Annotated in this window: 13 protein-coding genes; 7 read left to right on the forward strand and 6 right to left on the reverse strand. The window is 42.8% G+C overall.

Annotated features, from left to right (window positions below):
* Nucleotides 1-296: 296 nt before the first annotated feature.
* Nucleotides 297-506, forward strand: coding sequence for an AAA family ATPase (locus AACQ79_RS15560; protein WP_249339207.1), 210 nt, complete (start codon nt 297-299; stop codon nt 504-506).
* Between the two features lie 309 nt (nt 507-815).
* On the opposite strand, the gene AACQ79_RS15565 is transcribed toward AACQ79_RS15560, so the two are convergent.
* The 5 genes from AACQ79_RS15565 to AACQ79_RS15585 all read right to left on the reverse strand — a co-directional run bounded on the left by AACQ79_RS15565 (nt 816) and on the right by AACQ79_RS15585 (nt 7757).
* Complete coding sequence (locus AACQ79_RS15565; protein WP_154167498.1) at nt 816-1496, reverse strand: 4'-phosphopantetheinyl transferase family protein; 681 nt, start codon at nt 1494-1496, stop codon at nt 816-818.
* Between the two features lie 191 nt (nt 1497-1687).
* Nucleotides 1688-2173 carry a MarR family winged helix-turn-helix transcriptional regulator gene (locus tag AACQ79_RS15570; protein WP_154167501.1) on the reverse strand — a complete coding sequence of 162 codons (486 nt, stop codon included), beginning with the start codon at nt 2171-2173 and terminating at the stop codon, nt 1688-1690.
* A 116-nt stretch (nt 2174-2289) separates the two neighbouring features.
* Nucleotides 2290-3210 (reverse strand): pseudouridine-5'-phosphate glycosidase, encoded by a 921-nt coding sequence (locus tag AACQ79_RS15575; protein WP_212756399.1) that lies wholly within the window; start codon nt 3208-3210, stop codon nt 2290-2292.
* Nucleotides 3211-3220: 10 nt separating this feature from the next.
* Nucleotides 3221-7123 (reverse strand): amino acid adenylation domain-containing protein, encoded by a 3903-nt coding sequence (locus AACQ79_RS15580; RefSeq protein ID WP_170899347.1) that lies wholly within the window; start codon nt 7121-7123, stop codon nt 3221-3223.
* A gap of 148 nt (nt 7124-7271) precedes the next feature.
* Nucleotides 7272-7757, reverse strand: a complete 486-nt coding sequence (locus AACQ79_RS15585; protein WP_170899348.1) for a MarR family winged helix-turn-helix transcriptional regulator — start codon at nt 7755-7757, stop codon at nt 7272-7274.
* A 156-nt stretch (nt 7758-7913) separates the two neighbouring features.
* On the opposite strand from AACQ79_RS15585, the gene upp reads away from it, so the two are divergent.
* The 6 genes from upp (at nt 7914) to AACQ79_RS15615 (ending at nt 12825) form a co-directional block, all read left to right on the forward strand.
* A complete protein-coding gene (gene upp / locus AACQ79_RS15590) occupies nt 7914-8579 on the forward strand; it encodes a uracil phosphoribosyltransferase (protein WP_170899349.1) in 666 nt (221 codons plus the stop codon).
* Nucleotides 8572-9480 (forward strand): EamA family transporter, encoded by a 909-nt coding sequence (locus tag AACQ79_RS15595; RefSeq protein WP_170899350.1) that lies wholly within the window; start codon nt 8572-8574, stop codon nt 9478-9480. The genes upp and AACQ79_RS15595 overlap by 8 nt, the downstream gene beginning before the upstream one ends.
* Before the next feature lie 11 nt (nt 9481-9491).
* Entirely contained in the window at nt 9492-10088 is a 597-nt protein-coding gene (locus AACQ79_RS15600; protein ID WP_170899351.1) for an NADPH-dependent FMN reductase, read from the forward strand.
* Nucleotides 10089-10101: 13 nt separating this feature from the next.
* Nucleotides 10102-10326, forward strand: coding sequence for a tautomerase family protein (locus AACQ79_RS15605; protein WP_154167518.1), 225 nt, complete (start codon nt 10102-10104; stop codon nt 10324-10326).
* Nucleotides 10327-10380: 54 nt separating this feature from the next.
* A complete protein-coding gene (locus AACQ79_RS15610) occupies nt 10381-11055 on the forward strand; it encodes an HAD family hydrolase (protein ID WP_154167520.1) in 675 nt (224 codons plus the stop codon).
* Between the two features lie 966 nt (nt 11056-12021).
* Nucleotides 12022-12825, forward strand: a complete 804-nt coding sequence (locus AACQ79_RS15615) for a glycosyl hydrolase 2 galactose-binding domain-containing protein (RefSeq protein WP_013857849.1) — start codon at nt 12022-12024, stop codon at nt 12823-12825.
* Between the two features lie 11 nt (nt 12826-12836).
* Here AACQ79_RS15615 and AACQ79_RS15620 read toward each other — a convergent pair whose 3' ends face one another.
* On the reverse strand, nt 12837-13229 hold the full coding sequence (locus tag AACQ79_RS15620) for a DUF2061 domain-containing protein (protein WP_029388185.1): 393 nt from the start codon (nt 13227-13229) through the stop codon (nt 12837-12839).
* Nucleotides 13230-13293 lie beyond the last annotated feature (64 nt).

The following is a 13293-nucleotide window of genomic DNA, read 5'->3' on the forward strand; positions in this document are numbered from 1 at the left end:
TGACCAGTCTTCGTTACATTGTCAGACTCGCTACTTTATTCAGAGTCCTAGGTTCATCTGGTGATACAGATGGTTCACACATTAAGCGGTGAACAGCGCTTCATACGACCTCACGTCGCACGCCCCAAAATCATTTAGAGCTAATACTCATCACACCTTCAGAAGACCGTACTTGCCCCAATTTTAATAATTAATCACTATGTGCTTAGTTGATTAATTGCTGGATTACCCTAAGTCTAGGGATATAGTGTTTATTTACTTTTATCCGATAATATTTTGGCGATCTAGCAGCCCAGATGCTTAGGATACCCAAAGTGCATATTTCAAAAGTTAGAATTGAAAACTTCCGCAATTTCCGTGAATTGGAAATCAAAACAGATAGAAATATGGTGATTGTGGGAGAATATAAAGTTGGCAAGAGTAATTTCCTCTTCTCACTCAGACTTGTTTTGGACCCCTCCTTATCTGACCTAGACCGATTCCTAAGTCTTTTGGGGATGGATTAGGAGGTGACAAGTTAGGAAGTACAATAAAGATATCCTTAGAAATTAGCGGAATTGACCAATCACCAACGACTTTAGCTGCTTTGGCTGATGGCTTAATTGATATAACAACCCACACAGCGAAAATTACCTATGTTTATCAACCTAAATACGGGGTAACGATAAGCTCTCTTAATGATTACGAGTACAATATATACCTTGGGAATGCTGAAGATATTCCTATAAATCGTTCCCTACGTCGCTGCATACAAATGGAACTATTTCATGCAATACAAACTTTATCCAGTACGCCTTATTTTTTGAATTAGGTAGTTAAGACTTTATCGAAGTATAAAATCCCATGTTGTCGATTTTTATGAAACTAATATCCTTGATTGGTATATCACTTTGCCAGCAAACACTGAGAGCTCCCCAGCCTAGACAAATGGTTTTTATCTTGTAGTTCTTTCCTCGCCAGTGTTGTATATACGGTTTGTCATCTAAACTCGCTGCACAGTTTATGGTGTTTAGTCTATCATCTAGCCCACAGCCAACTGCCTTGAGTAGGGATTCCTTGGCTGTCCATATTTTAAGAAATCCTTGATTTATATTCGGTGTAGTCGTTAAGTGGTTCCTTTCTGTTCGGTGCAATACGCTCTTTGTGAGTCCCGCAATATCCTCCCTTTTTTTATAGACCTCAATATCGATACCTATGTTGAGTTGGTTATTTCCCTTTAGAACAGCTAAGGCGACTGCTCCCGAGCTATGACTTAAGTTAAATGATAATGGTTCTTTTACAAATGGCTTACCGTTCTTATTTGTAAAGAACTGCCATGTCATTTTGTCCTTTTCTGGGTAATTCTGACTTAGTATATGGCGTTTAAAGCTATGTGCAAAAGCGTATTCGCTCCGTTCTTTTTCAAACTGAAATCGATTGAAGCGCTGGTATTCAGTGGAATCTAAACATTTCTCCAGTTCGAAAGGGCATTTGGTGAAAAAAATATGTAGCTGCATTGAGGTGACTCCCTTCTCACGACAAGTTGTTGGTCCGTTTTGGAGTTGACTTCTAACGTAACCAAAGAACCAACTAAGGTTAGTGAGGTGTCTGGTATTGATGATGTCATTGTACCGAGAGCCTCTTTCAGTTCGTGGATAACGGTTTTTCCAGAAACGAACCAAGTTTTTGATGTTGGCCAAAAAGTTGTTTAATTTCGCGTTAATTTTGGTGAATATGAGCTATTGTGACTAGAGCCAATTGAAATTTTGGATAGAATACTCTTGAGTTCTGCTTGGTTGAGAGAACAGAAAGTACGTTTACAAATCTGATTCAGGTCTTTTCGATATAGAAGTGTTCGCTCCTGACCTTTTTCTGTCAGTTGAACTCTGATGCTTCGACGGTCAACCGGATCAGCATAACGTACAGTTAATTCTTTGCGCTCTAGCGAGTCCAAGCGTCCCGTGATCGTCCCGGTAGTTACTCCTGTGTAGTATGCAATCTCAGAGGGTGTGAGATATCCCTTGGTGCTATGCTGTTGTAAAACGTCAAGAATCGTAAATACGTTAGGGGGGATTCGATGATGCTTGAGCTCTGTCCTTTCTAGATCGTTGATGTAGTTGATAATGTTTCTAAACTGATGATAAAGGCGCATCGCACAATCGTCTCCAGTGCAGGCAGGATCTGTTGTTTTCACAGCGTATTTTCCTTGTCGATGTGTTTTAATGTTTCTGTGGCCTGAAGGTCAGAGAGCAACCTCTCATTGAGAAGTGACTTCAGGCCAAATGGTGTCATAAGGGAATTTGAGCAGGGTTATTTCTGTGGATAATGGCGGTGGTGTGCCACCGCGAGTTCTCCTGCTACTCGAGCGGTATTAATCAGCACTGCTTGATTTGCTTCAGCAGAACGCCCATCAGTGGCTTTTTCGATCGCTTTCATTATGAACTTGGTCACCGAGTTTCCTGTTACTCCCTCTCGTTTTGCTCTCGCTACAGCGTCTTGAATCAACAGCTGGATATCCTGGCTATCGATAGCATCGTCATCTCGGGTTGGCGTTGTAATCAGTAAGCCACCGGATCCAGGGAGAGAGCGGTTGATTTCAATGGCTCTGGCTATCTCATCTGCATGATCCATTCTTACTGGGCTTTTGTGTCCACTGCTCTGACAATAAAACGCTGGAAAATCGTCAGATCGGTATGACACCACTGGTACGCATTGGGTTTCTAAATATTCCAGAGTCAGGCCGATATCGAGAATATTTTTTGCTCCGGCACAGACGATGGCCACTTTGGAACGTGTAAATTGAATCAAATCCGAAGATATATCCATCGAGGTTTCAGCTCCACGATGAACACCTCCTATCCCTGCAGAACTGAAAAATAAAATGCCTGCAAGTTCGGCGATAACAAGGGATGACGCTACGGTTGTTGCTCCCATTTTTCCTGAAGCCAAAACAAAAGGTAGGTCTCTGCTCGAGACTTTCGGAATATTTGGGGTTGAAGCAAAGCGCTCGATCTGTTCGCGATTCATGCCTACCAACACCACGCCATTATCGATGCCGATTGTTGCAGGGATGGCACCAGATTCACGCACGGCGTCTTCCACCTTAAGAGCCGTGTAGACGTTATCAGGATAGTCTAACCCATGAGTAATCACATTGGATTCCAGTGCAACAACGGCTTGACCTGCTTTAAGTGCTGCTTTTACTTCTGGGTGAAATTCAAGTGTAATCATTTTCTTCATCCTACTTTTTTTGTTGTTCTTGGTTGTTGGCCCACAGTTTTTGTTTGAGCTCCTGCACTCCGATGGCTTTTAGGACCTGATAGTGGTCGGCATCTAGCTCAACATAGGTTGGTCTTTCTCTGCTAAAGGTTGTTGCTTTTTCAAGGAATGAATAATGATCATCTTGTGCCTTAACAATGGTAACTGGTGCGTTTAAGCAGCGATTTTTTAACTCCTCGAACTGATAACTAAAACCATACGTCATAGTGACGATACGAATAATACGTTTGACTAAATCGGGCTCCAACATAGGGAATCGTTCACAGATGAATGCGACAAAGTCTTGCTCTGAATGACACAGTTCAAGACACCGCTCCATCAGGCGACCTTCTACTTTGTGAGCAAACACAGAGAACAAAATGGCCAGAAATACTGGATTTTTGAAGCTGGCGTTATGCTTAAATTTTTGCTCTCTTTCCAACTGTGTGATCGGAGCTCCGGGAGCCAGTAGGTAGAGTGCCTCAACAGTTTCGCCCATGGCTTCCAACTGTGCGGCGGCTTCAAACGCTACTCGAGCACCAAAGGAGTATCCCCCAAGTGTATAGGGACCTTCAGGTTGAACTTTTTTTATTTGTTGGATGTCTGCTTTGGCCATGTCACTTATCGACCCGAGTGGTATTTCATTGGCATTAATTCCTTCAGCCTGAACGCCGTAGAAAGCTCGCTCGGTGAACAACTCATTAGCAAGGTGCTTTAGATTAAGCGGATAGCCACCAAGACCGGGCCAGCAGAATACTGGATTGTGAAGATTTTGGTTTAGATGGACTAATCTTGAACATGGGTCTTGTGCTGATGAATTATTATCAATCCAATGAGCCAAACCGCTGACACTTGGTGCATGGAACAAAGCCTGCAGCGGCATTTTGATACCAAAATGACTGTTTATACGGTTGACGAGAGCCACTGCCGTTAGAGAGTTTCCGCCAGACTCAAAGAAGTTGTCTGTGGCAGAAACAGACTCCCATTTCATTATACGGCACCAAATCTCACCGATTTTCTGTTCTGTCTCTGTAGTGAGTGGCTCGAGTGCTCGATTAGCATTAATCTGCTTGAGTTCGTCTAACTGGGATAGAGCAATATAGTCGACCTTTCCATTGGCTGTCTGCGGCAGTTTATTCAGTAGCAGAACTTTGTTTGGAATCATGTACTGTGGCAGTAATAAGGCCAGTTCGTCTTTGAGTATTTCCGTTGGTCCCTGCATATGGACTCGATCTTCATTCATGCCTTCACTCGTATACTGAGCTTCGCTAATAGGTCCGCCGACAGCAAAGTAAAGACACTTCATCGGTTGGCTATGCTCGGCTAAGATGGTTCGCATTTTGATTGCGGATGGCAGATCATTATTGGTTTTAGAACTGTACCCCGAAGACATGATCCCAATTCGTGACGTGTTGCTTTGCAAGCGGTGAAGTGCACGACCTAGGTTGATATAGTGGTCATCTATGTTTTCGTCATTACACACAAGACTGATACCAAAACTTGAGCGTTCGAAGACTTTCTGGTTGATAGCAATGACATCATTCTTTTGCAACATCTGGTCAGTTAACCAATGTAGGTCTCCATCTTGATATTGATAAAGGCCGGGTAGCAGTCCCCCTACTTTATCGTCATGTATGTGTACAAGGTATTGCGGACTGGTTGGTTGATGAGTGACTCGGTAGGGTTCAAATCGATAGCTACCGCTGTAAATGTCTTCACTTTCCCCATCATACCAAGCCGGTAACTTGTCCTGTTCAATCGATTGGTCTTTAAGTAGCGAGAGGCCATGTTCGGGCAGTAATTCATCAAATAAACCCAACATATGACCAGTTTCCATCTCCAGTACTTCTAACAGATTGTTTTTATATACAGGCTCGATAGCACTCCATTTTCCGATGAAGTGAACATTCAGCGTAGGAACATGTGCTGTTGGCAGGGTATGAATTTTGATCAAGCAATGTTCTGCAGGATGATAATAGTAAATCCCTGGTGTAATCCCGAGCAGTCCACGGATCTCAAAATACATTTGCGTCGCGTATAAGGCACCTGGCGATGCGTACGCGTATTTTGGAAGCAGACGCTCTTCACTAATGAACTGGCCAAAGTTTCTTATGAGGCGACCAAACGTAGAAAGGGAAAGAGTCTCAACATCACGTGAATGTTGAACAGGCGTAGGTTGGCGTTCCAATACACTCAACAGCATTGCTTTTGACATGGGGGTTTCGCCTTCAAAAAAACGGTACGTTTTTCGGCCAAAGGCGTTCGCTCGTTGAGTGGCTGTTGCTGTTTTTCCCGGTAATGGAAGAATATCAATGGCATCACAGTGGTTCAGATCGCGACATCCGGAGTTCGATAGTTGTGCTTTTACCTGAAGCTTATTGGATTTTGATTGATGATGACTATCATGATTGCCTTGATCCATCAGGGCTGCTTGTCTTTCATCGAGCTCTACGCAAGCGATTAAGTTCTGGTGACCAGTACGTGGATCATTTTTGACCACCATAGCGGCCGTTTTAACCCATTGATGATTCTCTATCGCCAAGCGTATTTCATCGAGTTCAACGCGGTACCCACGGAGTTTTATTTGGCTATCGGCTCTGCCGACAAAGTGTGTATAGCCCTGAATATCTTGTTTCACAAGATCTCCGGTTTTATACATCACTCCATGACCTGGTAAATAGGCTCTTGGATTAGCAATGAACTTTTCATTCGTCATATCAGGGCGTTGATAGTAGCCTTTCGCAACTTGTACGCCGGAAATATGCAATTCACCGATTTCACCGACTCGTGCTGGCTGACCATCTTCTCGCAATACATGGTACAAGGTGTTCGCGACAGGCTTACCAATCGAAATGGCGTCTGGGTAATTGGCCAACGCATCGAGAGATAGAGTAAATGTAGAAGAGTTGATCGTACATTCAGTTGGTCCGTACAGGTTAGTCAATTCTGCATGAGGCAAACATTGCAAGAATTCACCAGCCAGCTTGCGAGTTAATGTTTCACCACCACTAAATACCTTGTTCAAGCGAAGACAATCAGTAAATAGCGGGTGATCCACCAATGCCTGAAGGAGCGTCGGTACACACTGTAGTATAGAAATATCATGATTTAGCAAAGTATCAATCATGGCATCTGGATCGCGGTAGCAATCTTTCGGGCCGACCACGACTTGGCTACCAAATGCTGGCGCGAGAATTTCCCACTGAGCGGCATCAAAGCTGGCTGGAGTCTTTTGAAGGATCCGATCATGCTGATTGAAATTAAACTGTTCTTTCATAAAGGCTATTTGATGAGAGATATTGGCGTAGGTCACCATTACACCCTTAGGTTTACCTGAGCTGCCTGAGGTATAGATGATGTAGGCCAGCTGATTATCATCGGGAACACTGTGCTCAACCGTATGTATAGTGTCACTCTGGTCTAGGCCTTGCAACTCAGCTTGTGTCAATACAGTGACATCTCGCGGAATAATGGACTCTAACTGGGATTTTAGGTGCGGTTGAGTGAGGATCACTCGAACACCAGAATCGGCAACCATATACCTTATTCGCTCTTCTGGATATTCAGGTGCCAGAGGCAGGTACGCGTGCTCGGATGCAAGAATACTCCATGCGCCCGTTATCATCTCTAATGACGGGTCACAGTAAAGACCAATGCATGGCTCATCGGCGTTGATATGCTGATTGATAAGCTGTGCATTATATGTCACCAATGCCTTAAACGTCGCGTAATCAATAGATGAATCACAATCTTGGACCGCAATATGCTCAGGATACATCTCCACTTGAGAGTCAAGCATAGTGAATAAGCATGGCTGCTGGATGATGGTGAGGAGCTCTGAATCTAGCTCCGGAAGAGTCTCAAGTTGATCTAATAAAGTACTCATAGCAAGTTAATTTCCCTATATGTAATTAGCATTTCAGGAAGTAAGATACCACAGAGTTGCATTAATACAAGTATCTTTTTATTGAGATACTTGTGTTTGGGATATTGAGTTGGGGTAAAAAAACCTGCAAAACTGCAGGCTTGAGAAATTAAGATTCGTTTGTCAACAGCCAGGTTCTAAGTAGGCTAGCCAATTGCTCACGTTGTTCGTCAGTAAGTGGGTCAAGGATGGCCTTTTCATTGATGACATGCTCCTCAATAACCTTATCTACCAATGATTTACCTTCTTTTGTTAGTACGACACTACAGCTTCTTCGGTCTTCTGGGCTTGCGATACGTTCAATCAACTCCCGTTTCACTAACTGCTCAATACGCGTACTCATTGCACCGGAGGATAGCATCAGTGTCTGATACAGTTCGGTGGGGGTCATCGGTTCGTTAAAGCGTCTCAACGTGGCTAGGATATCGAACTCTATCGAGCTTAAATTGTTGTTTTTAAATGTATTATTTAATTTTTTGTCAACGATTCGACTCATTCGACTTAAGCGGCCAATGACACCCATTGGTGAGCAGTCTAGATCTGGTCGTTGATGTTGCCACTGTACCAACAACCGGTCTACATGATCGTATTGCATTTTTACTCCTTAAAATAATTTTTGAAAAGATACTTGAAAAAAAGATTTTCCGTAGGTATCGTTTGTTTTGTATCTTGCTAGAAAGATACTCACTAAAAAGCTAAAGACATTCTACCACCAATCTTGTCAGTAACAAGCACTAAAAGGAAAAGTACTATGTGTCTTCAAGGAAATGTACATGTTTTACCCCATACCTCCTATCTTGCCTATCTGCATACTAAAATCCGCAACAAGCACTCTGACTTAAGTACATTCACGCATTTTAGTAATCAGGTTATTCGTCAGTTGTTGATTAAAGCATCAGAATTGCTGGATTATTCAGAGCAGCATGTCACGACACCGATTGGTGATGTGTATCTGGGAAAAATGCTATCAAAAGGCCTCTGTGGCGTCTCCGTTATTCGTGCAGGCGAAAGTATGGAGCGTGAGTTTAAGCAGATGTTTCCAGAGCAACCTATCGGCAAGATCCTGATTCAAAGAGATAAAGTCACCAAATTACCAGAATATTTCTATTCTCACTTTCCTTCAGAGATCGCACAAAAAACCGTGTTCTTGTTTGAACCTATGCTTGCAACGGGTGGTTCGTTGCTTAAAGCGATCGATGTACTGCTGGATCAGGGCGTTTCTATCGAAAATATTATTGTAGTGAATTTTCTGGCGTCTCCCGCAGGGCTGGATCGGTTAATGACCACATATCCTTCCGTTCAACTGATCACCGCATCTATCGAAGAGACCATGAATGATGAAGCGTTCATGCGACCTGGCATTGGAGATTTTGGAGACCGTTATTTCGGTACATACCCGGTACAAAGCTATGAATAAATATCAAACTTTGATGAATGTAGCTCTTACAGCACTGGCTCCCATTGTATGGGGTAGTACGTATATCGTCACAACAGAGCTGCTGCCTAAAGACTTACCTTTATTAGCCTCTGTTATTCGGGCACTTGGTGCGGGATTGGTTCTACTGTTGTTTTGCAAGATTCGGCCAAGTGGCATTTGGTGGGGGAAAATCGCAGTGCTTGGGCTACTTAATATTGGGTTGTTTTTCTATTGCTTGTTTGCAGCAGCGTACTACTTACCTGGTGGCCTCGCAGCTCTAGTTATGTCGATTCAACCGCTCATTGTTATGGGATTGGGGGTGGTTTTCTTTCAAAACAAACTAAGCGCAACTCATATCGCCTCCGCGGTAGTGGGCGTTGCTGGTATTAGTCTATTAGTTCTGAACAGTGCGGTTGAATTGAATTGGTGGGGAGTTTTTATCGGTTTAATAGGCACATGCAGTATGGCATTAGGTATTTTACTGACCAAACATTGGGGACGTCCGAAAAACATGTCTTTACTTGGTTTTACGGGCTGGCAGTTGACTCTGGGAGGTTTGATGCTGTTGCCGATTGCTCTTTGGTACGAGGATTTTCCTCTCGCAATGACGGCTCTAAATATTACAGGTTATACGTATTTAAGTCTGATCGGTGGAGTATTTGGTTACTTTGTTTGGTTCCGTGGTATTGAAAAGTTAAACCCGGTTACGACGTCGTTTCTTGGTTTTCTTAGCTCAGTCTCTGCTTGTTTTCTGGGGTATATCTTCCTTGGTCAGTCGTTTACTCAGCTACAAATTGTTGGTTCGGTAGCCATCATTGTCTCTGTCTATATGGCTCGCCCGAAACCAGAAAAACAACCGAGTGAGCTAACTCAAGCACCAGTGACATCTACACAACGATAAGAGATTAAACAATGAAACTTAGTATTATTTCAGGAAGCCACCGAAGCAACTCATACAGCTTAAAGGCAGCTACTTATTTACAGCGTCTGGCTCGATTGGAAGAATTCCAAGAGACGCAAATCATGGATTTGAGTGTTCTAGATTTTCCTCTTTGGAATGAAGGCGTTTGGAATGGCAGCGAACAGTGGAACGATTGGAGAGCTATCGCTCAAGAGCTGCAACAATCAGATGCCATCGTACTGGTGACGCCAGAATGGCATGGCATGGTGACACCGGCTTTGAAGAACTTTCTTCTACTTTGCAGCAATCAAGAATTGGGCCATAAGCCCGTGCTACTTGTTAGTGTTTCTGCAAGCGTTAATGGTGTTTATCCAATCAGTGAGTTGCGGATGACAGGTAGTAAAAATAATCACGCCTGTTTTATCCCAGAGCATTTGATCTTCCGTCATTGTGAGAGTCTTTTGTTATCTGATCAGGCTGTTAGTGATGAGCAATTTGATAGTCGAGCCAAATACACCATGAAGTCATTAACCGCTTACGCGAAAGCCCTCGGAGTGGTTCGTGCAACGTTGCAAGAAGACATGCAGCAATTCCCATTTGGTATGTAATAAGGAGATCCCTATGCCACACGTATCTATCAAGCACTTTCCTGTCGAGTTGACTCTGAAGGAGAAAAAAGACTTATCCGACATTATCTCTTCTTCAATTCAAAGCGCGCTTCAATGCAGTGAAGACGTGATTTCAGTTTCAATGGAGGAAGTTGTTCCAGAGGACTGGGCGATGGATGTTTATCAACCAGAGATCGAAGCTAAACGCCAGTACTTAATCAAGCAACCGAACTACTAATCACGATGAGCCCCGATGAAATCGGGGTTCATGAGTAAAGTAAAGGAATAATAAATGAAACACAACTCCCCAGTCATTATGTTCGACCTAGATGGTACATTGTTCGATACTGCCCAGGCTATTGCCACCGCATTCAACGCTACGTTTGCGTCTAAGCAATTGCCAACAAAGGATAATCAGGATATCTGCGATACGATAGGGTTACCGTTAGAAAAAGCGTTTTCCCACCTTCTCAATCAACCGGAAAATACCCCGATTGTGATGGAATGCGTGACTGAATATCAGCGTCAGTTTAGAGAGGCAATACTTCCTGCCGCAAAACAGCTTTTGTTTCCTGGTGTGTTCGATGGGTTAAGTCACCTAAAAAATCATCAGTTTAAACTTGCTGTTACTACCAATAAGTTTTCACGAAGTGCAAACGCGTTACTCACTGCTGCGGGGATCGCAGATTTCTTTGATGTAGTTGTTTGCGCCGATGAAGTTGAAGAGAAAAAACCAGCTCCTGAATCTGGCCAGAAGATTCTAGACCACTTCCAAGCCTCAAAAGAACAGGCGTTGATGGTCGGGGATACCACACATGACATCTTTATGGCGAACAATCTTGGATGCAAAGCCATTGCTGTGAATTACGGCATTCATTCTGAAACGGAACTTAATAAAGCCAACCCAACTTGGATGGCAGAGGACTTTCGCAGAGTGGTAGATATATGCGATCAGCATTTTAACTGAGCCATACATTTTTATTATCAGTTGGCTACGGTCAAATAGCTAAGTCTGACAATAACTACGGCGAATAAGTTATCTTTAAAGGAGATTTAATATGGAACATGTCTTTACTTTTTTCACATTAAGCTACATTACTTTAGGTTACCTAGTGACAATATACACGATCTTATTTTTTGTTTTTACAGGGTCGACGATTTTCGACCAAGTACGTGAGCAGGCAATGCCCTTGCGATACAAATTTAGTTTTATACTTGTATCTGCGGTGCTGATGCCTTATCTATACATTGTATTTGTCAATGAAATTCTGACTCTTCACCGAAGAAAAAATGTGACTATAGCTGCGTCTTCTAGCGTATAAAGTAGTTATGACTCGTAACAGGATTATTTATGTAGCATCAAGCCGTTTTATATTGCGGCTTGTTTTCACGTTAAGTTACCTACAATGAATACGCTGAAGTCGGGTGTCCTACGTCTATTCATCATCTTTGGCTTATTGTAGTGGATAAGTTCATTTTATACCCCAAGTAATCCGTTAAAAGCTAATTTAGTGATTAATATAACGCAGTTTTGTCCAAAAATGAGTTTCGCTCACTTGATTCTATCGTGCTAAAAGGTGAGAATCTCAAAGATGGCAATTCACACCTTTTTTGGTTTTTTTCGACCAATTGCAAGAAAACGTGAAAATGGTGAGATATGCATTGATATGACTGCCCTCTCATACCAATTTAAACAAAATAAGTGTAAGGGTGGTTCAGGGCGAAGATGCTCTATACGACGATGAAGAAGATGAAGACGACCAAGAGTGATTAAGCGTTATTTACCTTGATGTGAGATACCAGCCCTTTGGCTGGTATTTTTTTAGCTATGCAAAGCTAGCGGGGCACTTTAGTGACGAATCATCATTTTTGTCAGCACATCTTTATTTATTTTGTATATAATCGCTCAACATTGATCTAGCTCAAGTTTATTATGCGAATTTCTCTTGCTGGCTTTTGGCAGCTTTCACCGTTGACTGATTTATCGATCCCGCAAGATGATCTTTGTTTTCCTGCGCCTCTTAGCCAAGTATTACCTCACGATATGACAGAAGCACAAATTGCCGAGCAAGAGTGGCATTTGATGCATGATGTTGAGGTGGATGAAGTGATGCTTGGTTTTGCTGCAATTGATCTTGTGCTTGAGGGGATCGATTTTTATGCGGAAATACGTTTAAACGGTGTGGCACTATTTGATTGTGATGGTAGCCAAGCGGTGTATAAAAAAGACATTCGGCCTTTGCTGCAACTTGGCCGCAATCGATTCGAAATTTTGTTTGTTGAGCAAGAAGAAGAGTGGTTGCTGGAGGATCAAGATTTACCGCAATTATGCCCATTGGGACACCACTCGGTGAAGAAATACGATGAGCGAATGGGTATTTGGCAAGAGCCTTATCTGCAATGCATTCGTCATGTTCGTTTGGAGCATGTTACTACTGAGCAAATCTGGCACTATGGTGGTGGCTGTGAGTTTTTGGTTCACTTACATTATCAAACCTACGCACCAGGATTAGTTTCCGCGGTGGTGAAATTTAATGGTATGAGCTATCAGTTACCTATTGATGTGCGCCATCAGCACGCCAGTGCTTTATTTCAAGTGGAAGCGCCGAAGTACGCAGATCTTACACAGCTTAACCCGAATGATTTGTATACCTTATCGGTGCAACTTGATGGTCAGCAGCAATCCTTCCATATCGCGTTAAGCGAAGATCTCTGTGTTACCCATTTTCCTATCTGATCAACGTACAGCTAATGAGAGCATTTCATTGCTGACCATTCTTGCGGATGCCTCTTTTGCCAGAACTTCTCGTAGAAGTAGTAAGCACACGTATTAATACTCGGTTCGATCATGGCTAACACACCACCAATGATAAAACTTCCTGTCATGATATATGCCACGCTAAATGCAACACTAAAGTGTACTACAGCAAAGCTACCTGTTTTAATTTTAGCTGATTGTGAGTAGCGGCGCAGCGGGGCGTAGTGTGCCCATACTTTTTCATGAAAGTAAAAAGCAACGGTATTGACCATCGGCTCAAGCATGGCAATCAGACTACCAAGAATAATGTCGCCCGTAAGTAGATAAACGACGGTAAACGCAATACTGAAATGGATCGCGGCAAAGCTAAGCGTTTTTTTCATAATGTTCACCTAAACGGTTATCGGGTTGATGTAAACATTATTGATAATTATTCTCAACAAGTAA

Origin of the sequence: Vibrio sp. 3-2(1) (assembly GCF_963887575.1) — a bacterium.
GTDB lineage: Bacteria > Pseudomonadota > Gammaproteobacteria > Enterobacterales > Vibrionaceae > Vibrio > Vibrio anguillarum.

Coding starts and splice junctions, on each gene's coding strand:
- AACQ79_RS15560 (WP_249339207.1), top strand. CDS start 297: ATGCTTAGGATACCCAAAGTGCATATTTCAAAAGTTAGAATTGAAAAC.
- AACQ79_RS15565 (WP_154167498.1), bottom strand. CDS start 1,496: ATGCAGCTACATATTTTTTTCACCAAATGCCCTTTCGAACTGGAGAAA.
- AACQ79_RS15575 (WP_212756399.1), bottom strand. CDS start 3,210: ATGATTACACTTGAATTTCACCCAGAAGTAAAAGCAGCACTTAAAGCA.
- AACQ79_RS15580 (WP_170899347.1), bottom strand. CDS start 7,123: ATGAGTACTTTATTAGATCAACTTGAGACTCTTCCGGAGCTAGATTCA.
- AACQ79_RS15585 (WP_170899348.1), bottom strand. CDS start 7,757: ATGCAATACGATCATGTAGACCGGTTGTTGGTACAGTGGCAACATCAA.
- upp (WP_170899349.1), top strand. CDS start 7,914: ATGTGTCTTCAAGGAAATGTACATGTTTTACCCCATACCTCCTATCTT.
- AACQ79_RS15595 (WP_170899350.1), top strand. CDS start 8,572: ATGAATAAATATCAAACTTTGATGAATGTAGCTCTTACAGCACTGGCT.
- AACQ79_RS15600 (WP_170899351.1), top strand. CDS start 9,492: ATGAAACTTAGTATTATTTCAGGAAGCCACCGAAGCAACTCATACAGC.
- AACQ79_RS15605 (WP_154167518.1), top strand. CDS start 10,102: ATGCCACACGTATCTATCAAGCACTTTCCTGTCGAGTTGACTCTGAAG.
- AACQ79_RS15610 (WP_154167520.1), top strand. CDS start 10,381: ATGAAACACAACTCCCCAGTCATTATGTTCGACCTAGATGGTACATTG.
- AACQ79_RS15615 (WP_013857849.1), top strand. CDS start 12,022: ATGCGAATTTCTCTTGCTGGCTTTTGGCAGCTTTCACCGTTGACTGAT.
- AACQ79_RS15620 (WP_029388185.1), bottom strand. CDS start 13,229: ATGAAAAAAACGCTTAGCTTTGCCGCGATCCATTTCAGTATTGCGTTT.